The organism is Paenibacillus puldeungensis (genome assembly GCF_042678945.1).
Taxonomy (GTDB): domain Bacteria; phylum Bacillota; class Bacilli; order Paenibacillales; family Paenibacillaceae; genus Fontibacillus; species Fontibacillus puldeungensis.
The window spans coordinates 114,771-134,952 of sequence record NZ_JBHTLM010000003.1 but is presented as its reverse complement, the minus strand read 5'-3'; the positions used below and the strand labels follow the sequence as shown (position 1 = coordinate 134,952).

22 protein-coding genes are annotated in these 20,182 nt (G+C 44.5%); 10 read left to right on the top strand and 12 right to left on the bottom strand.

All coding sequences use genetic code 11. The features are described 5' to 3' along the window. The first annotated feature begins 1 nt into the window (after position 1). The 6 genes from ACFQ3W_RS05550 (at position 2) to ACFQ3W_RS05525 (ending at position 6,273) form a co-directional block, all read left to right on the top strand. The gene (locus tag ACFQ3W_RS05550; protein ID WP_379317482.1) at positions 2–715 is read left to right on the top strand and encodes a glycosyltransferase family 2 protein; all 714 of its coding nucleotides are present in this window, start codon (positions 2–4) and stop codon (positions 713–715) included. 185 nt (positions 716–900) lie between these two features. After that, positions 901–1,761 (top strand): glycosyltransferase family 4 protein, encoded by an 861-nt coding sequence (locus tag ACFQ3W_RS05545; RefSeq protein WP_379317480.1) that lies wholly within the window; start codon positions 901–903, stop codon positions 1,759–1,761. 15 nt (positions 1,762–1,776) lie between these two features. Further along, positions 1,777–2,799, top strand: coding sequence for a glycosyltransferase family 4 protein (locus ACFQ3W_RS05540; RefSeq protein ID WP_379317478.1), 1,023 nt, complete (start codon positions 1,777–1,779; stop codon positions 2,797–2,799). Between the two features lie 24 nt (positions 2,800–2,823). Continuing rightward, on the top strand, positions 2,824–3,864 hold the full coding sequence (locus ACFQ3W_RS05535; RefSeq protein WP_379317476.1) for a glycosyltransferase family 2 protein: 1,041 nt from the start codon (positions 2,824–2,826) through the stop codon (positions 3,862–3,864). A gap of 13 nt (positions 3,865–3,877) precedes the next feature. Further along, positions 3,878–4,675, top strand: a complete 798-nt coding sequence (locus tag ACFQ3W_RS05530; protein WP_379317474.1) for a glycosyltransferase family 2 protein — start codon at positions 3,878–3,880, stop codon at positions 4,673–4,675. Between the two features lie 5 nt (positions 4,676–4,680). Next, positions 4,681–6,273, top strand: a complete 1,593-nt coding sequence (locus ACFQ3W_RS05525) for a glycosyltransferase family 2 protein (RefSeq protein ID WP_379317472.1) — start codon at positions 4,681–4,683, stop codon at positions 6,271–6,273. Positions 6,274–6,346: 73 nt separating this feature from the next. On the opposite strand, the gene ACFQ3W_RS05520 is transcribed toward ACFQ3W_RS05525, so the two are convergent. Further along, positions 6,347–6,916, bottom strand: coding sequence for a hypothetical protein (locus ACFQ3W_RS05520; protein ID WP_379317470.1), 570 nt, complete (start codon positions 6,914–6,916; stop codon positions 6,347–6,349). A 158-nt stretch (positions 6,917–7,074) separates the two neighbouring features. After that, positions 7,075–8,145: a tyrosine recombinase XerS gene (gene xerS / locus ACFQ3W_RS05515; protein WP_379317468.1), complete on the bottom strand. Its 1,071-nt coding sequence runs from the start codon at positions 8,143–8,145 to the stop codon at positions 7,075–7,077. Between the two features lie 238 nt (positions 8,146–8,383). On the opposite strand from xerS, the gene ACFQ3W_RS05510 reads away from it, so the two are divergent. Then, entirely contained in the window at positions 8,384–8,563 is a 180-nt protein-coding gene (locus tag ACFQ3W_RS05510; protein WP_379317466.1) for a small acid-soluble spore protein H, read from the top strand. 134 nt (positions 8,564–8,697) lie between these two features. Here ACFQ3W_RS05510 and ACFQ3W_RS05505 read toward each other — a convergent pair whose 3' ends face one another. The 3 genes from ACFQ3W_RS05505 to ACFQ3W_RS05495 are packed head-to-tail and all read right to left on the bottom strand — an operon-like array spanning position 8,698 to position 10,620. Next, positions 8,698–9,294 carry an NADPH-dependent FMN reductase gene (locus ACFQ3W_RS05505; protein ID WP_379317464.1) on the bottom strand — a complete coding sequence of 199 codons (597 nt, stop codon included), beginning with the start codon at positions 9,292–9,294 and terminating at the stop codon, positions 8,698–8,700. A gap of 27 nt (positions 9,295–9,321) precedes the next feature. Continuing rightward, positions 9,322–10,191, bottom strand: a complete 870-nt coding sequence (locus ACFQ3W_RS05500) for a VOC family protein (RefSeq protein WP_379317462.1) — start codon at positions 10,189–10,191, stop codon at positions 9,322–9,324. Positions 10,192–10,209: 18 nt separating this feature from the next. Then, entirely contained in the window at positions 10,210–10,620 is a 411-nt protein-coding gene (locus ACFQ3W_RS05495) for a DoxX family protein (RefSeq protein ID WP_379317460.1), read from the bottom strand. Positions 10,621–10,817: 197 nt separating this feature from the next. On the opposite strand from ACFQ3W_RS05495, the gene ACFQ3W_RS05490 reads away from it, so the two are divergent. After that, positions 10,818–11,126, top strand: coding sequence for a winged helix-turn-helix transcriptional regulator (locus tag ACFQ3W_RS05490; RefSeq protein ID WP_379317458.1), 309 nt, complete (start codon positions 10,818–10,820; stop codon positions 11,124–11,126). 66 nt (positions 11,127–11,192) lie between these two features. Here the strand turns inward: ACFQ3W_RS05490 and ACFQ3W_RS05485 are convergent, their stop codons facing one another. The 5 genes from ACFQ3W_RS05485 to ACFQ3W_RS05465 all read right to left on the bottom strand — a co-directional run bounded on the left by ACFQ3W_RS05485 (position 11,193) and on the right by ACFQ3W_RS05465 (position 16,451). Next, a complete protein-coding gene (locus ACFQ3W_RS05485) occupies positions 11,193–13,148 on the bottom strand; it encodes a GTP-binding protein (RefSeq protein WP_379317456.1) in 1,956 nt (651 codons plus the stop codon). Positions 13,149–13,260: 112 nt separating this feature from the next. Beyond that, positions 13,261–14,619, bottom strand: coding sequence for a PFL family protein (locus ACFQ3W_RS05480; protein WP_379317454.1), 1,359 nt, complete (start codon positions 14,617–14,619; stop codon positions 13,261–13,263). Positions 14,620–14,653: 34 nt separating this feature from the next. Next, positions 14,654–14,923 (bottom strand): ACT domain-containing protein, encoded by a 270-nt coding sequence (locus ACFQ3W_RS05475; RefSeq protein WP_379317451.1) that lies wholly within the window; start codon positions 14,921–14,923, stop codon positions 14,654–14,656. A 227-nt stretch (positions 14,924–15,150) separates the two neighbouring features. Further along, complete coding sequence (locus tag ACFQ3W_RS05470; RefSeq protein ID WP_379317449.1) at positions 15,151–15,729, bottom strand: GNAT family N-acetyltransferase; 579 nt, start codon at positions 15,727–15,729, stop codon at positions 15,151–15,153. Between the two features lie 83 nt (positions 15,730–15,812). Further along, entirely contained in the window at positions 15,813–16,451 is a 639-nt protein-coding gene (locus tag ACFQ3W_RS05465) for an NAD(P)-dependent oxidoreductase (protein WP_379317447.1), read from the bottom strand. A gap of 180 nt (positions 16,452–16,631) precedes the next feature. Between ACFQ3W_RS05465 and ACFQ3W_RS05460 the strand changes: the two genes are divergently transcribed. Together ACFQ3W_RS05460 and ACFQ3W_RS05455 are read left to right on the top strand one after the other, a co-directional pair. Continuing rightward, on the top strand, positions 16,632–17,465 hold the full coding sequence (locus tag ACFQ3W_RS05460) for a lipase family protein (protein WP_379317445.1): 834 nt from the start codon (positions 16,632–16,634) through the stop codon (positions 17,463–17,465). Between the two features lie 33 nt (positions 17,466–17,498). Beyond that, positions 17,499–18,374, top strand: a complete 876-nt coding sequence (locus ACFQ3W_RS05455) for a lipase family protein (RefSeq protein ID WP_379317443.1) — start codon at positions 17,499–17,501, stop codon at positions 18,372–18,374. Positions 18,375–18,406: 32 nt separating this feature from the next. Here the strand turns inward: ACFQ3W_RS05455 and ACFQ3W_RS05450 are convergent, their stop codons facing one another. Together ACFQ3W_RS05450 and ACFQ3W_RS05445 are read right to left on the bottom strand one after the other, a co-directional pair. After that, complete coding sequence (locus ACFQ3W_RS05450) at positions 18,407–19,219, bottom strand: carbohydrate ABC transporter permease (protein ID WP_379317441.1); 813 nt, start codon at positions 19,217–19,219, stop codon at positions 18,407–18,409. Between the two features lie 18 nt (positions 19,220–19,237). After that, positions 19,238–20,134 carry a carbohydrate ABC transporter permease gene (locus ACFQ3W_RS05445; RefSeq protein ID WP_379317439.1) on the bottom strand — a complete coding sequence of 299 codons (897 nt, stop codon included), beginning with the start codon at positions 20,132–20,134 and terminating at the stop codon, positions 19,238–19,240. Positions 20,135–20,182 lie beyond the last annotated feature (48 nt).

Below are 20,182 nucleotides of genomic sequence, written 5' to 3'. Positions count from 1 at the left end.
ATTGACGTTCACAAGGGTGAAGGAAAGAGTTAGCGTAGTGATACCCTGCTATAATTCAGCGCCTTATATCGAACAATGCCTGGATAGTATTGCAGCGCAAACTTATAAGCATATTGAAATTATTCTGATCAATGATGGTTCAACGGATGATGTCGATCAGATTGTACAGAGATGGCGCCAAAGAGAGTTAGCCCGGAGGTTTGCAGCAGACGGTCAATTCGTATCGTTGACATTACCTTACAATATAGGATACGCAGGAGCGAACACAACTGGATTATTTTTAGCCCGAGGTGAGTATATCGCCATTCAAGATGCGGACGATTTTTCTTCTCCTACGAGAATCGAGAAACAGGTTAGCTTTCTCAAGAAGCATCCCGACGTTGGGATGGTAGGCACTTACATTGCTAAGTTCAGAGACAGTGAGCCCGATGTATATCTGAAAGCCGGGTTTATTGTAGACGGACATGCAAACATCGCCAATAAGTATTTGGTGCAGAACAAATCCGGTGCTTCTTACGGCTCCCTCCTGTTCAGAAGCGAAATTTTCGATCAAGTTGGCGGACTGGTCCGGAAATTGCCGGGCAAACGTTCCATTACCGGGCACGATTTCTTGTTTATATTCAAATGCTTGAAACAAGGAGTTCGCATCGAAAATATTCCGGAGGTTCATTATTACTATCGTAAGCATGCTGGGCAAATGTCCAATACCAAGTGACTCATCATCTTTTTAAGCAGAAAGGAGGACCTCCTCTGTTTCCTTTTCGCTTTGTACTCGATAGGTTTCAAAAGGCTGATGCCAGAGGACCTACACTCACCCCAAATGTAAGAGCAAAATGGCTTTCGAGGTTATGCCCTTCGGATTTAAAAATTGCATTCGCGCCTAATGCTGGTGAGGTTCCTATGTATGATCCTGACCAGGTTAAGTTAGTAAGCAAAGATGAACCCGGATGGTGGAACCATTATTTTCTTATCCGTAATAAGCTGGAGAACAATAAAATCGGGTTCAGCTGGGGTCCTAATATCGATTTAAAGCATCCGATTCATAAGACCATTCCTTTGGTTGCTAATTCTGTTTATCACAAAAACAAAATATTGGAAGCGTGGAATTATCCGACCGATAAAATCCATGTCATTCCGAATATGGTCGATCCCGAATTGTTTTTCCCGAAAAAACGAAAAAAACCGATTACCATTGGCTGGATTGGCTATGACGTCGATCGTCGAAGAATTAAAGGAGTTGAAGTCATTCCTTATTTGGCCCGAAAATTCCCTGACGTTCAATTCGAAATGGTTCATGCAGTAAAGCCCCGATATTTAAAAGAATGGCTTCCGAAAGAGTTGCCAAATTTAAAGATGTACTACGAAGTCCCCCATTACAAGATGCCGGAAATCATTCGTAAATGGTATGTCTTGATCAGCGGCAGCAAATCGGAAACCGGTGGTACACATATCAAAGAAGCCATGGCTTGCGGGGTTCCGGTTATAGCATCAGCCGTTGGAGCTATTCCGGAAATTGCTATTAGTCAGATGCTGCTGCCGGAAATGACATTGAATAATAGTTTAGGCAGCAAGTATCCATCCAATTGGAGTCAAGAATCGTTGGAACGATATGCTTCTGCTCTTGATACCGTATTGAGCAGCCATAAATTGCATGAATCACTCTCCAAATCGGCAATCATTGAAAGTAAAAACTCGGATCCAACCATTATTTCAACTAAATGGTTTGAGTTCATGTACATGTGTAGAAATCATTCCAGATGAAAGGGGGCGCAATCCTTGTTCCGATTTAAGTTTGTGCTGGACTATTTTCAAATCTCTGAGGCCAAAGGTCCGATATTAGCGGCCAATACAAGGGCAAAGTGGCTATCTCTTCTTTGTCCTGATGATTTGAAAATTGCGTTTGCCCCCTATAAAGGCCAAATTCCTATGTATGCCGCAGAGCATGTACGAATCATTGATAAAAAAGAACCCGGATGGTGGAATCATTACTTTTTTAACTCATGGCAAACCGGACAGGAAACAAAGGCAACCGGATGGAGCGTCGGACCGAATATCGATTTATCGAAACCGTTAAAAGTACAAGTTCCGTTAGTTGTGAACTCGATTTACCAAAAGCAGCTCGTATTGAAGCAATGGAAGGATTATGATCCGAGCAAAATTACCGTTATCCCCAGTATGGTTGATCTAACCTTATTCTCGCCGGGAAAACGTGCTAAAGAACCTATTGTAGGCTGGATTGGTAATGACGCCCCCAATAAATACACCAAGGGAGTCGAAGTGATTCCATTTTTGGCAAAAAAATTTCCGCATGTACAGTTTGAAATGGTTCATGGAAGGGCACCGCAATTTCAGAAGGAATGGTTGCAGCAAAAATTGCCGAATATCAAAATCATTTCGATGATTCCGCATCATCAAATGCCGGAACTGGTTCGCAGATGGCATGTCTTAGTATGCGGCAGTAAATGGGAAACGGGAGCAACGCACGTTAAGGAAGCCATGGCTTGTGGAGTTCCAGTCATTGCGGCTGCTGTCGGTACATTGCCTGAAGTGGCTCGAAGCCAACTTCTGCTGCCTAACATGAAATGGGGGCATCCTCCTGCTACTAAACATCCTTATGAGTGGACAGAAGGATCATTGAATCAGTTTGCTCAAGCATTAGAAGGCCTCTTGACCGATCACGATAAGCATCGGAGGTTAGCTAAAGCCGCGGTAAAAGAAAGCCAGTCGGCTGCCTCAGACCGTATTTCAGAGAAATGGTTTCAGTTTATGTACAGATGTCGAGACCAATACAATAAATAAAATTACAAGGAGGAATTAGAATCTATGAAAGCAAGGATAACGGTATTAATTCCTTTCTACAATCCCGGCTCGTACCTCATTGAAGCTATAGAGAGTGTATTTAACCAAATCTATGAGAATTGGAAGCTGATTCTGATCGATGATAGTTCAACCGAAGAATATTTGTCCGATATCGCATTGTATTTGCAAGACCCTCGTGTAACGCTTATTCGCAATCCATTGAATATAGGCCAATCCAAAAGTATGAATGCAGGACTTGAGCTTGTAAGTACCCCATTCGTCGTACAACTGGACAGTGATGACTGGTTTTATCCGCACACGCTTGAAGTATTAATCCAGGCGGCGGAAAAACAACCGAAAGATGTGGCGGTCGTCTCCGGAAATATTCATATTATACACGAGGATCCGCAAGGAAATCGTATCCAAACCGAGGTGTATAAAGGCCGCAATTTCATTGATAGATATGACTTCCTGCTTGCAAACACATCGGTATGGCCGCGTTTTTATCGTACGTCTGCTTTAAAGCAGATCGGCGGTTGGCCTACAGATGACCCATATGAAGGCCGATTTTTAGAAGATAAACGTATTCTGCTGCGTCTGATCGAACACTACCGTTTTCACTGGGTGGATCAAATGTTATATAACCATCGCCGGCACTCCGGCAATCAAACGAATAATATTGGTGTTTATGCGGAAATGGCGGAATGGACCATTCGAGATGCATTAAAACGGTGGGGCGATGAGTATGAGCCTGTCATAATCACATATGGAGTAGGATGGAAAAAAGTTGTAAACTTAGTGCCAAAAAATCTTGTAGATACCCCCAAAGAGTATCGATCTCTAACAAATCCAGAACAACCGGCACAGCCTAAAGAACCTAAACGACCTGTGAAACCAAAAGCACAAAGAAAAGCCCCTGCACCCTACCAAAATCCCCCTACCCCTACCTCATATTCATACTATCCGAGATCAAATGCAGGATTAGGCACTAGACCCGGCGCCGGTCCAGGGACGGGTCCAAACACAGGACCGGGAACGGGACCAGGAACTGGCCCTGGAACCTAAAAGGACGTGACAAATGACAAAAGTTACTGTCGTCGTCCCAACTTTTAATAAAGCAGCCTTTATTAAGCATACCCTTGCCTCAGTTTATGCTCAAACCTTTAAAGATTGGCAATTACTCGTTATTGATGACGGATCAACGGATGAAACGGTATCTATTGTCAGACGGTGCATCGATCCGAACCGTACTCAAGTTATTACGCGTAAAAATAATACCGGCATTTGCCATGTGCTCAACGATGCGCTGGAGCGTATACAAACCAAGTATTTTATCCAGTTGGACGGGGATGATTGGATAGAGCCGGACACCGTGCAGGTACTTTTCAAAACTATGGAACTTCAACCTGCCACCACAGCATTAGCCTATGCTAACACATGTCATTGGCATGAGAAAGACGGACATTTCTATGTTCACAAACTGGTTAAGCACCGTCCGTTTCAAGACCGCTACGACTTTGCTGTCTATGACCCTATGGTCCAGCCAAGATTTTATAGAACAAAATCCGTAAAACGTGTTGGAGGATGGGAAATCGATAATTTAACAAAAGGAAGAATGATGGAGGATCGCCGCATGCTGTTGCGATTGCTGGACGATCATACGTTTACTTATGTGGACCGCAATCTCTATCACTTCCGTTATCACCAGCATAACTTAAGTCATGACCGTAACGCTGCCGTGTACAATAAATTGCGGCTACTGTACACGCAAAAAGCGCTTAAGCGTTGGGGAAACCACTACCAAGCATGTGCTGTAGGTCCGTCCGATCTTTGGCAATCTATACGTCTTGTCCCCATAAGCCAACGGAGGGAGTAATGTTCATGGCCCAAGTTACCGTTGTCGTTACTTTATATAATAAAGAACGGTACATTGAACAAACGATTCAAAGCGTTCTTGATCAGATGTACCAGGAATGGGAACTGTTAATCATTAATGATGCCTCTACGGATCGTTCACTTCAGCGTTTACAACGTTTTTTGGCGGATCGGCGGATCCGTTGCATCACACTTAAAAAAAATATGGGGCAAACCAATGCTCTTAACTACTCTCTCACTCTCATTACAACACCTTACTTTATACAATTGGATGCGGATGATTGGCTTGATGCTAGAGCTCTGGCTGTTCTCATCAGGGCTGCGAAATCCAATCCACAAGCGGCCCTCATATATGGAAATCATACAACTTACTGGCTGGATGAAAATTATCGTGTACAAAATACAGAACAGATAGTTCTTGAACAATATAAGGATAAGTACGATTTGTTGCTAAAAATGAATTATGCACTTGTCCCTCGTTTTTATCGAACCGATGCTGTCCGAGAGGTCGGGGGTTGGATGGCGCAAACTAACGGTGATATGCTGGCAGAGGACGTTCAAATTGTGCTGAGATTAGCCGGAAAGTATCAGTGGATATGGGTTAATAAGGTATTGTACCATCGAAGAAGGGATCAAGAAAACTGGAAACGGTTTGAACAAACCCGGTCTGTTCGCAGGAAATTCCGTTATGATCTGTACAACCAGATTTTGCGTGAATGGGGCAATGAGTATTTCCCGAAATGGGTTATTTTAGATGATTCGTACTATTTGCAAGAGCTTACCCCCAATTCGCAGGCCATGAAGGAACGAATACCCAATTATACAATCGTTATTCCCAATTACAACAAAGAAAAAACTTTATACCGCGCCGTAAAGAGTGCTGCCCAACAATCCTTAAGCCCGGAGTTGATCCTGATTATAGATGACGCCTCTACTGACCGTTCCTTGACCGAGTTGAAATCTTTCTCAAATGACCCGCGTATCCGGCTTGTTCATATGAAAACAAATGTTGGCATTTCCAAGGCACTTAATGAGGCTCTAAAATATATTACCACTCCCTATTTCATTCAGCTTGACGGGGATGATTGGCTTGAACCCCAGGCCGCCGAACGCTTGGTAAAATCCCTTGATAAGCGGCCGAAGGCGGCCTTTTCTTATGCTAATCACCGTTTGTGGGAAGCTGACGCTAAAGGTAAGTTAAAGTGCACGGACCATGTGCTGCAGCCGCTTTTTGAAAATAAATATGATTTTTTGCTAAAGCTGGGGTACATGTTAAACCCGAGGTGTTACCGGACGGATTGCGTGCGCAATGTCCAAGGCTGGCTAACAAACGATAAGTGGGAAGGAAGATATTTCGAAGATGCGCGCATGGTTATACGATTAGCTGCAAGGTATGAATGGGTCCATGTTCCCGAATTGCTCCATAACGTTACTATTGACCGGGCTAAATCACAACAAAAGATGTTCTATTATAATCATCTTCGAAAATCATTTTATGAAGAAATGCTGAAGCATTGGGGAGACCGCTATGAACCTGTTTGGGAGACTGCATCTACAGGACGTATCCTTTTGAAGGGACTGAAGCCAAAGGGCGGTTAAGAAATCATAGTGATGAGCGTGAAGAAATTCCAGATGAAATCAAGAACAACTACTTCACGCTCGTATCCCCTTTTTAACTAACGTGATAGTTAGATACTTTTTTTATTGGCAGCCAGAGCTTGAATCCAGCCAACTCATCCGTACCGCTGAACCATTCATTTGTAAAAATATGTTCCTCGAAGTATGGCCTTTCCTTTAGCTCAAATTCGTAGCCGTCCATATCTTTTAAGCATTCAGACATTACTCCATAAGACCTTTGCATGGATGCACCAATATCAATAGAACCATCATCGTTAAATTCATTCATCACAACATCACCAACAAGAAACAATCCTTTAGGTGCATCACATACATCGGCCCCCAAAAATGTATCGTTCTTTCCCTCATCGTCAAATAGGAACATTTGTGCCAAATACTCGTGAGATCCAATATCTTCATTTGACTGATGTCCTTCACCTTTGGGGTGATGTCCTTTAGGTGCACAACCAATATATCTCCGTGCTGTATGATCGCTTAAATTAGTTACAGCCCATTCACGAAGTAAATCCCAAGCCGCGCGCTCAGGCCCACGGCAGTTAACAAAAAAAGATACTACTCGACCTTTGCTATGCTCTTCAATGCACACCAATGGTTTTTTTCTCATATTAAAATTCCCTCCATTAATAGTGATTCATTTTGTCTAACCATTCCACATTTTTCACCTCAAGGGCAGTATAACACTACATAATCAAAAAAACCTTGCAGAAACGGTTAGTTGCTGCAAGGAAGCCCTGAAAAAGTTATTGTAATGATTCGAAACTATTACTTATCCATATTATTAACGGCTTTTCTCATCTCTTCATCCGTTAAATGCGTATAGATCATCGTCGTCTGGATCGACGAATGCCCGAGCTGATTTTTCAGCTTAGGTACATCATTATTCTCCAAATGGTAACGTGTTGCAAATGAGTGTCTCAAGGTATGTACTGTAAGTGTCGGTTTCCCGTAGGCGGCCGCATACTTTTTAATGAGTTTTTCGATCGCTCTTTGCGTTAATCTACGGTCTGTTCCCTTACGTCCTACACGAGCTGCAATAAATAGGTAGTTTTCCGATTTCGCAGGTGAATATTTCGTTTCTCTAACATCAAGGTAATTTGCCAAATCCATTCGTGCCTGCTTGCTAAAATACACATATTGCTCTTTGCTGCCTTTCCTCATGACGCGAACTAACGCTCTTTCAATGTCTAGATCATCGAGATTGATGCCGGCGACTTCGGACAATCTAAGTCCGGACCCAAGAATTAACGAAACTATGGCCGTATCTCTCTCACAGTTCAATTGATGATAATGATATAGCCGCTTATTTTCTTTATTAAACGCACCAAAGTCTTGAGCAACAAACTGCCGGAACTGCTCAAAATCGTTTTTACGCAAAATTTTGTTCTCAATTCGGTGCGCGATCGTTTCCTGGCTTTCTTTAATGGCATTAAGTTCTATTTTGGCCATGACATTTCGTTGAATATACGGCTTCAGCTCTTTAGTCTCCGCTTTATTTTGCAAATAATCAAACAGAGACTTTAATGAAGATAATTTTCGATTGATCGTATACCGCGAATTGCCAAGCTCATATTCTAAATACGTTAGAAAACTTTCTACTTCCCGAACAGTCAACATTTCCAGTGCCATCAAATCGATTTCACGTCGGCTATCTCCCGTACTATTCCCCAAAACGAGCCAGTCGAAAAAAATGATGTAGTCATGACAGTAATTTAGCAGCGTTGTAGGTGAGAGCTTCCGCTTACGGCTATCAACGTATTCACCTACATACCAAGGAAGTTCCGATAGCTTCTCGTTGATTCGCTGCATGTAGTGATTTTTCATGCTTTTATCCATATCCGGTCCTACCCTCCCTAAACACAGCTTAATTCAAACCTATTTATTCGTCAAATTCATATTTTACGTAATTAATTATTTCTTTGTTCGCCGTAAAAGCCCCTACCTGCGCTTCTAATGCTCTTCGATTTTGTAGTTAAAACTGCATAAACCTCCAATCAGGTGGGTAACTTATGAATAATTGTCTAGAAACACAGGCTTACCCAAACCATTTCATGAATTTCAGGAGGTTGGATCATTGAATAGTCAGCGTGCTAAAGAAATCGTCTCTTCCCCTACCATGGTAAATGTTACTTGTGATGGAGTACCCATCTATATTCAACATGTGGATGAGAAAAGTGAAACCGCCAGAATCTATCCGCTCGGTCAACCGGAAAAGGAACAAGAGGTCGCTTTATCAGAACTTAACGAAATATAGTCGATAAGGGTGGTGCAAAATGCACCTCCTTTTTATTTACATAACTTTTGTTATGTTAACTATAAACCATAAATCAAAAGTCCCTGCCAACACTAAATTGACAAGGACCCGATTAGAGCTGCTATTTTATTAGATTATCTTAACGTTTTCAGTGCTCCGCTCCAAGCTACGACTTGATCAAGCATTGCATTTACGTTATTAAGGTGCAAATCTTGCGGCTTGAATACTTGCCCGTTCTCAAAATCCGTAAACAAAGACAATGTCGGATGTACACGAACGTCTGCAATCATCAGCTCGCCCATAATTCCCCGGAGATGTTCAGCAGCGCGGGCTCCACCAGTCGAACCATAGCTTACGATCCCAGCGGCCTTGTTATTCCATGCTTCCCTTGCAAAGTCCAGAGCATTCTTCAACGCGCCTGTGATGCTGTGGTTGTATTCTTGAACGATAAATACAAATCCGTCCAAGCTGTCGAGCTTTTGATTCCAGGCTGCAATTCCCGGCTCAGAACCATCAGTTGTGCCTAAGAACGGCAGATTGTAATCTGCAATATCGACAATTTCATAATTGGCGTCCCCACGTTGCTCGGCGATCCCCTTGATCCACTCCCCTACTTGCGGACTCAAGCGTCCTTGACGCGTACTTCCTAAAATGATACCGATGTTTAATTTTTCCATTGTTTTTGCCTCCTCGGTTGTTTTATTACCTAATAATTTGTTAAGAAAACCCATGTTGTTCTACCACCTGTCACGTTTTTATTATATGCTTATTTCTTCACGAACCAATAACAAAATGCGATTCCCAGACGGATCGGTTGTTGCTATGCTTCCGCTTCCTTCTTGATGGACGTTGAAGTTCATTTGCCCCAAATTGGCTACAACGCGATTTCGGGCTGCTTCATCAGGATAAATTAGAGTAAATGATTTCAGTCCAGCACTGTTTTCTGGTGGTTTAGGCGCTCCTACACCGTTCCATGTATTTAATCCTATGTGGTGATGGTACTTTCCAGAAGAGATAAAAAGCGCCTGCGCTCCGAAACGGTTCACCACCTCAAATCCGAGGCCTTTCGAATAAAACTTCTCAGTAGTTTGCAACTCGGATACATGTAGATGGATATGCCCCATGACGGTATCTGCGGGAAGCCCCGTCCAAGGCTTTTCTTCCTCATGTGAAAGAAGGTCTCTAAAGTCCAGTGGATCCACCGCCATCTCGACTTGACCGTTTCGCCATGTCCATTCCGAAGGATTCCGATCTCTGTAGATCTCAATGCCATTACCGTCGGGATCTGATAAGTACAGGGCTTCGCTGACAAGATGATCGGATGAGCCAATCCGCAGCCCCAATTCGGCAAAATGACGTACGTAATTCGCCAGATCAGAACGTGTAGGCAGAAGTAACGCAAAATGATACAATCCCGTAGTTTTTCTTGGCGTCGGTATCACGTTGTCCGGCTGTTCAAGCGATAGCAGGACCGTTTTCCCATCCGCGGTCAGGTCAGCAGTCGTTTCCGTTTGTTTCAATACCGAAAACCCGATGGCTTCCTTATAAAAGGTTAAGGAACGCTCAAGCTGTTGAACCTTTAGGCTTACTTGCCCGACATATGGGTTGGACCCACGGTGAAAATTCATGATAATGCCTTCTTCCTGTTAATCTTTCTTTGAACGAAAAATTGCATTGTCCAGTGCTAAGAAGGACTTACCTTTTAAAGCAAGGTAGATGGAAATGGTTATTAACGCCAGGTCTAGCTCATAGCCGGCCATTTGACCGTTGCCAAGAAAACCTGCCGAAAGTTTTACCTTAATTGTGGCAACTGCCAAGATTAACGCGAACAATATGGCGACCATTCTTGTGCCAATACCTAAAAGCATCGCTGCCCCACCGACTAATTCGATGGTCGCTACGATATACGCGGCAAAACCCGGTAAACCCAGACTTTCAAAGAATCCAACAGTGTTCGAAATGCCGCCTTGAAACTTCACAAACCCATGAACCAAGAACGTTAGTCCTAAAAACACTCTTAGTATAGTCGTACCCAGTTCACTCTTTGTTACCGCCATAAAAACGTAACGCTCCTTTTCCATAGATATTTTGTCCCTGACCGGCAACCTAACACAAGTTAGATTTACTAGTAAGTTACTTTATGTAAGTTATTATATTTGTAATATTATATACTGTCAAGTAAGCTATTTATAAAATGTAATGTGGTAATTAAATGAATGTGTTATAATGGTAAATGAATGAGGGGTGAACTATTATGGATAAGTCCATTTGTCCTAGATTCGAAAAAGCCATGAGTATATTTAGCCAAAGATGGATCGGTTTGATCATCTCTCAACTACTATCCGGCCCCCAGCGGTTTTGCCAAATTGAGGCTTCTATAGGTATAAGCGGAAAGGTTCTATCCGAGAGATTAAAGGAACTCGAGAACGAAGGGATCGTCAAGCGAGATATCTACCCGGAGACACCGGTTCGGATTGAGTATTCGTTAACAGAAAAAGGCTTGGCCTTCGAGCCTATTATCAAAGACATCGAGAACTGGTCGCAAAGCTGGCTGAAAAATTGACTCATATGGATTTAGGCAAAGCGAAGTCGATTGACGAATATAAAAAAGGTTGCCTGAGGACGTCCTCTAGCAACCTTTTTTAGCATGCATATGTTTATCCGCTTCGTCCCAAGGAACAGAATAAGCTTGCCCCTTCGCACAAAAAATCGATGACGAAGTGTAAGCGGGATCAGCGTCTTTGTTATAGTTTTTTCGTTCAATAACCTCTTCGGGTTTATGGCACTTAGCATACCCGCCATATTTCAGAGAAATAAAACCTTTGCCATGTGTTATTCCTGCCAGAACGGTTGGGTAGTCCACAAATGTAGCGACAGGCACCTCTCCGCAAATTAGAACGGTGTCCCCTATTGTTTCCGGTGCATCAAAACGGCCAAAATCCTGTTGAATGTCCGTCATGACTTTCCCCATATACTCCAATCCAACTTTGATCTTAAAGTGATAAATCGGTTCAAGCAGGACATTTTCAGCTTTTTCAAGCGCTTGCCGGAGTGCGCGGTAGGTTGCTTCCCGGAAATCACCGCCGCTTGTATGCTTGTTATGCGACCTCCCGGTGAGCAAAGTAACCTTCAGGTCCGTTAACGGAGAACCCGTTAGCAAACCGTGATGCTCCTGTTCCAGCACATGCTGGCCGATCAGATTTTGATAGCCTACGGCTAAATCATCGGGATGACAGGCATTTTCAAAAGAAACTCCGCTGTTTCTCTCCTGCGGCTCCAGATGCAAGTGAACCTCCGCATAATGCCCTAGCGGCTCAAAATGGCCACATCCGTAAACCGGAGCGGCTATCGTCTCTTTATACAAAATTTCCGGTGGACCAAATGAGATCGGAAGCCGGAAACGGTCAAGAAGCACTTGCTCCAATATTTCAAGCTGGATTCTTCCCATCACGTGAATATGAAGCTCTTGCAAGGATTCATCCCAGATCGTCCCCAGGGTCGGGTCCTCCGCATTCAACAGCGCAAAAACGCGAAGTACCTCTTTTAAGTGAACTGGCGGCTCAAAGAGCACCTTCGATTTAAGGGTAGGCACAAGCTCGCTTCGCACTAAATCCTGCTCATCCCCTAAACCTTCGCCCGCACCTACATCTGACAATCCAGTAACAGCAAACAGTTCACCGGCGCTCACCTTGTCCGTCTGAACAAATTTTTGCCCGCTATACTTGCGAATGCCGGTAATTTTCTCCGTTTTTCGCCCCTCACCTAAACCATATGCAACTTCATCTCTAACTTTCAGCATCCCCTGAAGCGCCTTGATGAACGTAATCCGTGTTCCCTGGTCATCATAACGGATTTTATACACTCTCCCCGCAAAAGGAAGCTGCTCTTTATAAGCCGTTGGGGTTAATGCATGCAGCTGTGCAAGAAAAGCATCAATTCCGATATCCAGCAGCGCCGAGCCCTGAGCGCAAGGAAATACGTTTGCCGTTTGAATAAGACGAATTAGCGCGTCCTGCCACTGCTCCTCTGTCATGCATCCATCCAGATAAGGCTCAAGTAGGGATTCATCCCGCTCCGCCAGCCAGGCCTTGAGCGCATCATCTACATTTCCCGGCGCAAATTCAGAAAGATCAAGAAGGTCCCCGGTTAGCTGCTGGCGGATTTCATTCATCACGCGTTCCGGATCAGCGCCTGTCCGATCTGTTTTATTAATGAAGAAAAATGTTGGTATTTGCCTTTCACGAAGGAGCTCCCACACCGTTTCCGTATGACCTTCCACACCTTCTACAGCACTGAGGATCACAATGGCATAATCCAGCACCTGCAGCGAGCGCTCCATCTCCGCAGAAAAATCGACGTGCCCCGGCGTATCCAGTAAAAAATAGGTTGTACCTCCATATGTCATTTCAGCTTGGTCGGCAAAAACGGTAATTCCACGAGCTTTTTCTATATCATGGCTGTCCAGAAAAGCGTCCTGATGATCCACTCTTCCCCTACTACGAATCGTTTGGGTGTGGTACAGAAGCGCCTCTGCAAAAGTTGTTTTTCCTGCGTCCACGTGGGCAAGCAGCCCGATTGTTTTCATTATGGGCAAAATTAAGCACACCTCAGTCTTGAAGAAACTTAAGCCAGAAAAACCGCCTACCGGCTGTGAATCTGCTGGCAGGCGGTAAGCAGGTACAAGCAGTCCTGCATTCCTAGTTCTTAAAGCTATGAATCGGTGCCGGGATACGGCCGCCACGCTCGATAAATGCGCTGCAATTGAAAGAATTGACCGGCATAATCGGCGCATACCCGAGCAACCCGCCGAATTCGACAATTTCGCCGACTTCTTTACCGATAACCGGGATAATTCGGACGGCTGTCGTCTTGTTGTTCACCATACCGATCGCCGCTTCGTCCGCGATAATGCCGGAGATCGTTTCCTTGCTGGTGCTGCCTGGAATGGCAATCATATCAAGACCTACGGAGCATACGCACGTCATCGCTTCCAGCTTCTCCAACGTCAGCGCGCCACGTTGAACCGCCTCAATCATACCATGATCCTCACTGACCGGAATGAACGCGCCGCTAAGTCCACCGACATAGGAGGAGGCCATGACGCCGCCTTTTTTCACGTTATCGTTCAAGATCGCCAGCGCTGCAGTCGTCCCTGGCGCACCTGCCTCTTCCAACCCCATCACCTGGAAGATTTCGGCGATCGAATCCCCGATTTCCGGTGTAGGTGCCAGTGAAAGATCGATAATGCCGAAAGGAACGCCAAGCCGTTTGGAAGCTTCCTGAGCCACAAGCTGTCCAACGCGAGTTACCTTAAAGGCCGTACGTTTAATCGTTTCGCACAGCGTCTCGAAGTCTTTGCCTTTTACCTCTTCCAGCGCCCGCTTTACAACGCCAGGACCGCTGACGCCTACGTTGATAACACATTCACGTTCACCGACACCGTGGAAGGCGCCCGCCATAAACGGGTTGTCCTCTACGGCATTACAGAAAACAACCAGCTTCGCGCAGCCGATGGAGCCCCGATCTGCGGTATGTTCGGCGGTCCGTAAAATGATATCCCCCATCAGCTTCACCGCATCCATATTGATGCCGCTGCGGGAGGAGCCGACATTAACGGAGGAGCAAACCCGATCTGTTACAGCAAGGGCTTCGGGAATACTTTCAATCAGAATCCGATCACCGGTCGTAAAGCCTTTTTGCACCAAAGCAGAAAAACCACCAATAAAGTTGACACCTACTTCTTTAGCAGCTTTATCGAGCGTTTCGGCCACAGGAACGTAGCTGTCCGTGTTCAGGCCGCCGGCCGCAATCGAAATAGGCGTTACCGAAATCCGCTTGTTCACGATCGGAACACCAAACTGCTTCTCCAGATCTTCGCCGGTTTTAACCAGATTTTGTGCCGAGCGGGTGATTTTATCATAAATTTTCTGATTAAAAACCTTCATATCCGCATGAGCACAATCCATAAGGCTGATGCCCATCGTAATCGTCCGTACATCGAGATTCATTTCCCGGATCATATTGTTCGTTTCTTGGACTTCCATGCGTGAAATCATGTTGGATGGTTCCCTCCCTTATTCGTTCCGTTCATTAGATCCGGTGCATCGTATTAAAAATATCCTCGTGCTGGAGCTTGATATCTACGCCGATTGAAGTACCAAGCCCGTGCAAGTCTTCAACAAGCAGTTCGAACGTTTTTTCCGGCTCGGAAATATCAACGATCATCATCATATTGAAATAACCTTGAATGATCGTCTGCGAAATATCCAAAATGTTAACGTTGTTTTCCGCCAAATAAGTACACACCTTAGCAATAATCCCTACCTTATCCTTGCCCAGTACCGTGATGATTCCTTTCAACGAAAGTCCCCTCCCTTTGTCTGACAGCCAAACCCGTCCTTTACGAGTCATCTGTTTCGCTTATTATGGCAAAAGATCAGAAATTCTTCAATAAGATTTAACTGGGCAGGTTAGCAAATATGTATGCCGGTCGAATTTTTGCGGGTTCATTATATAGTAAAAGAGATTTGTTCCGTGCCTGGAGGAAAAGGCAATTGGAACAAATCTCAGAATTGATCCCCGTAGGGTTAGGTATATTTTACATTGATTGGACGGCTTAGCCTGCTTTGATACTGTTTTTTCAACATCGCAAACAGGACGGCATCCACGAACTGATTCTTTTCAAAGAAGCATTCCTTCAAGTACCCTTCCTCATGAAAACCGTTCTTCTCCAGCAGGTACCGGGATCGAACGTTGTCCGGATCAATGAAAGCTTCAATTCGGTTCATCCCTAAATCCTCAAATCCGAAACGCATAATCTCCTGCATCACCTCGGTCATGACACCTTGGCGCCAGTAATCCGGATTTAACTCATAACCGATCTCGGCTTTGGCGTGTTCCTTGGACCAATTATGAAAACCACAGGTCCCAAGTACACGGTCTTCCGACTTTGGCGTAATCGCCCACCGGAAGCCTCTTCTTTCCAAATACCGATTGTTCCAGCTTTGGATTAGCTTCTCGGCCTGCTTCAGATCTACAAAACTATCCAGATCATAGTATTTCGTAACCTCATCATTCGAAAAATAATGAAACAGATCGGGAGCATCATTGGAAGTCAACTTGCGTAAAATAAATCTCTCCGTTTCCAATTGAGGGAACATGTTCATGAAAATCCGGTCCTTTCCTACAAAATGGCATAATTTAATTATAGGTGAAGGACCGTGCTAAAATAAAGGGTTAATTCCAAATGTTAGGACTCTGAAACGACCGTAAAGCGTTCGTTCAGGTGCTGCGGCTGCTCGATTTCATCGACAACGGCGATGGCAAAATCCTCGTAGCTGACATAGCTTTCTCCCTTGGAATTCACCAAAAGATGATCCTTGCCCGTACGATAGGAGCCGGTCCGTTTGCCTAGCGCAAACATGGCGGAAGGGCTAATGAACGTCCACTTGATGCCCTTGGTTTCCTTCAAAATATCCAAATTTTTAGCTTGATTGGATGCCGTGGCAAAGAATTGGGCAGGAAAATCCGGAGTATCCACCACACGTGTTGTTTTGGCTTCGTCGACATACAGGCTGCCTGCACCTCCAACGACAAGCAATCTGGTTTCCGGTGCCCCTTTCATCGCTTCAATAAGTACATTCCCGGCCTCTACGTGCAAATGCTCGTTTCCGAGTGCCGCGCCAAAGGCATTCACAACCACATCAAACCCTTTTAGATCTTCCGAGGTAAGCGCGAAAATATCCTTCTCCATCACAGGAACATCGTGGCTTGGCAGCTTCGCGGCATCACGCACGATGGCCGTCACCTCATGTCCACGTTCCTTCGCCTCTTGCATAATGCGGCTTCCCGCTTTTCCTGTTGCACCGATAATCGCTATTTTAGCCATTTAATTAACCTCCAAATGTTTTTTGTTGTAATCATATCAGTTACAATTTCAACCTGTAATCAGTATAGTTACAACGGACAAATTTGTCAATTGCAATTTTATGAGCAAATTGCGTATGAGTTTCATATTTATACTTCAAGAACTCCATAAAACTTGGGCATAAAGAAAGGAATTTCTTATATGGGTCATGCTTACAAAAAGAATATTTTTAGTAGTAAATCAGCAATATTGCTTGCGGCTATGAGTTATCAGACCTATCCATTTTTCTTAGAAGGAAAGCTTATCTTGCCTAGAGGATTTAAGCTTCGATATACCATTCGTGCATTTGCTAACGTAGAGAATCCTACAGAATTAGTATTCGGTTTTATTGCTGAGTCACAAGATAAAATCATTATTGCATTTAGAGGATATGCTTCGTATCCTGCAGATCTCTTAGCATCCTACGACATATTTCAGGTAAGGTATCCTTTTGTTAGAAATGCGGGGAAAACCTCGCGTGGTTTTACATGTCTTTATCGATCAACAAGAAACCAATTCATCAGAGAATTAAGCAAGCTGCCTGCATCAAAAAGGCTGTTTATTACCGGGCACAACTACGGCGGTGCTTTGGCCACGTTAGCGGCTTTAGATATTGCAGTAAACACCAAGTTTAAGAATCCCTTCGTTTATACTTACGGCAGTCCGCGTATTGGAGACCCAGACTTTGCTTTCCGATTTAACCATGACGTTAACCATAGTTTTCGAATTGTTAATATTCATGACTCCTTCCCCACCTTCCCGGCTCGAAAGTATCCGCCTCCGTTTACAAAGAAAAGACTGACCTATCAGCATGTAAGCTCAAAGATTCAGATCTCTTTTCAACTGAATAATACGCCGCGAAATGATGGGATTGCCTGCTATTTTAAAACCCTCAGCCAAAAGAATCCTCTTTTTGCCAAAGCGTTATGCGATGAAAATCCAGGTTTTTGCCCCAATACTGAAATGTGCATTCCCTTCCAAGGGTGTCTGCCTTGAATGCAAGAATTACTTAGACGAGGAGCTGCATCTATGAAAATCTCAAGCCCTTACAGCAGCGAAGATGCGATATTACTTGCGGCTATGATCTTTCAGTCCTATCAACTTTTTGAACAGAACACGCTGATCCTGCCAATAGGATTTAATCTTCAATTTACTATCCATGTGCTTGCCGGTGTTGAGGAGCCGGAAGAGGAAGTATTTGGTTATATTGCTGAATCACAAGATAAAATCATAGTAGTTTTTAGAGGAACCCGAACATTCAGGGACAATGAGTTGGACCAAGACTTATTTCAGGTTGCGTATCCATATGTCAACAATACAGGGAAAACCCACCGCGGATTTACCTGTATTTATCAATCGGCAAGAAATGAATTGATAAGACAACTAAATATGCTTTCTACAACAAAAAGACTATTTATTGCTGGCCACAGCTTAGGAGGCGCTTTAGCTGTGTTAGCTGCATTGGATGTTGCAGTTAATACCCCGTTTAAGAATCCCTTCGTTTATACTTACGGAAGTCCACGTGTTGGAGACCCCGTCTTTGCTTCCCGGTTCAACCAAACGGTAGAAAACAGTTTTCGTATCTCCAATGTCTATGACATTATTCCGACTTTGCCGGCCCTAGCATATCCGCCTCCGTTTACAAAGGAAGGACTATTCTATCGACATGTAAGCACGAAGGCTCTTCTCTCTTTCCAGCTAAATAGTTTACCTGTTCGCAATCATGAAATTGTCTGCTATTTCAAATATCTCAGCCAACAAAATCCTGATTTCACCAATGTGTTATGCAGTGAAAACCCAGGATTTTGTCCTGATACGGGAATGTGCGTTCCGTTTATAGGAATATGTCGTTCAAACTCAACTGACTTAAGCCACAATAAAAAGCGCAAGTATCGGAAACGGTGATTTCGATGCCTGCGCTTCTATGAAAGAGTTATTTATTTAATCCCAGAATGGATAAAGCTATTGATAAACTGGCGCTGAAACAACAAGAAAATCATGATTAAAGGAACGATGACAAGCAGCGTTGCCGCGCTGACCTCGGTCCACTGAGCCCCGATTTCAAATGATTGGGCGAAGATAGCAAGTCCCACGGTCAATGGGCGATTTTCTACAGAATTCGTAATGATGAGCGGCCATAGGAAGTTGTTCCACTGGTAGCTCACCGATACGAGGCCGAAGGCGATATAGGCGGGGCGGGCAAGCGGAAAATAGACGCGCCACAGGAGACGCCATTTTGAGCAGCCGTCCATAACTCCCGCATCGTCCAACTCCTTGGGTATTGTCATAAATGTTTGTCGCAGCAGAAAAATCCCGAACGCCGAAGCTAAATACGGCAGCATGATGCCAAGCTTGGTATCCAGCAGCCCGAGCTCCTGAAGTACGTTATAATTTGGAAAGATCAGAACATCCGCAGGCACCATAATTTGCGCCAAAAATAATAGAAAGACGACATTCTTCCCGCGAAAGTCCACCCGGGCGAAAGCATAAGCGGCCATGGTAGCCGTAACCACTTGAACGGCATACACGCAGACGGCGATCAGAAACGTATTCACAAAATACTGACCGAACGGTGCCGCCTCCCACACCCTGCCGAAGTTATCAAGGGTGAAATGCGGAGAGAACAGGGATTGCAGGGCAACCTGCTTCGGGCGAAACGCAGTCACGGTCATCCACAGCAGTGGTATCAGCCATATCATACCGAGCAAGATCATGAGACAGCGAGTGAACGTCCATTTGTTATTTTGCATATGGTCTCTTAGTCCCCTTTAACGATAGTGAATCTTTCGATCCATGCCCAGAAAGTTCAAGGCGGCTAGCAGCAGCAATACGGCTATCATGATCACCGTCAGCGTAGAGGCCAGTCCTTGATCCCAGAAGCCAAAGGCCGTTTCGTAGATATAATAAAGCAGCAGGCTGCTCGCGTTATTCGGCCCTCCCTTGGTCATGATCAGCAGATGATCCACCAGCTTAAACGAATTGGTCAGCGCAATAATCATAACGAATAATGTTGTCGGCATAAGCAGCGGAAACGTAATTTTTCGGAACACAGTCCATGGTCCCACCCCATCCACCTGTGCAGATTCGTACAGCTCAGGAGCGATATTTTGCAGTCCCGCCAAGTAGAAAATCATGAAATAGCCGGCCTCCTTCCAGATCACCATCACAATGAGTGACCACATCACGTACTGGGGTGAACCGAGCCAATTGATATCGGCGGACATGCCTATCCAGCTTGTAACCCTGCTCAGCAAGCCATACTGCGGTGTATATATGAACAGCCAAACATTCGCGGCTGCGATCATCGGAATCAGGGTTGGGTAAAAAAAGGCCACCCGAAGGAAAGCCGTTCCTCGCAGCACCTTATTGGCAAAAACCGCCATTACGATCGCTAACGCGATGGATATAGGTACCGTGCCTAACGCAAACCATAGGTTATTGGCCATAACCTTATGGAAGACCGGATCTTGCATGATATGTACGTAATTATCTGCCCCAATATATGATGGTTGCGGCGTGGCCAAGTCTGCTTGAAACAGGCTGAGCCTGAGCGTTTTGGCTATCGGATAAAAGGTGAATAAGAATAAAAAAGCGAGCGATGGCAACAGCAGAAGCCAGGCAAATACGTTTGTTTTCCAATGAATAAACAATTTCCGGCCGTTCAAAACAGAACCTCCCTGCACACCCAGATTTGAAAAAGAAGCTGGCTGCGA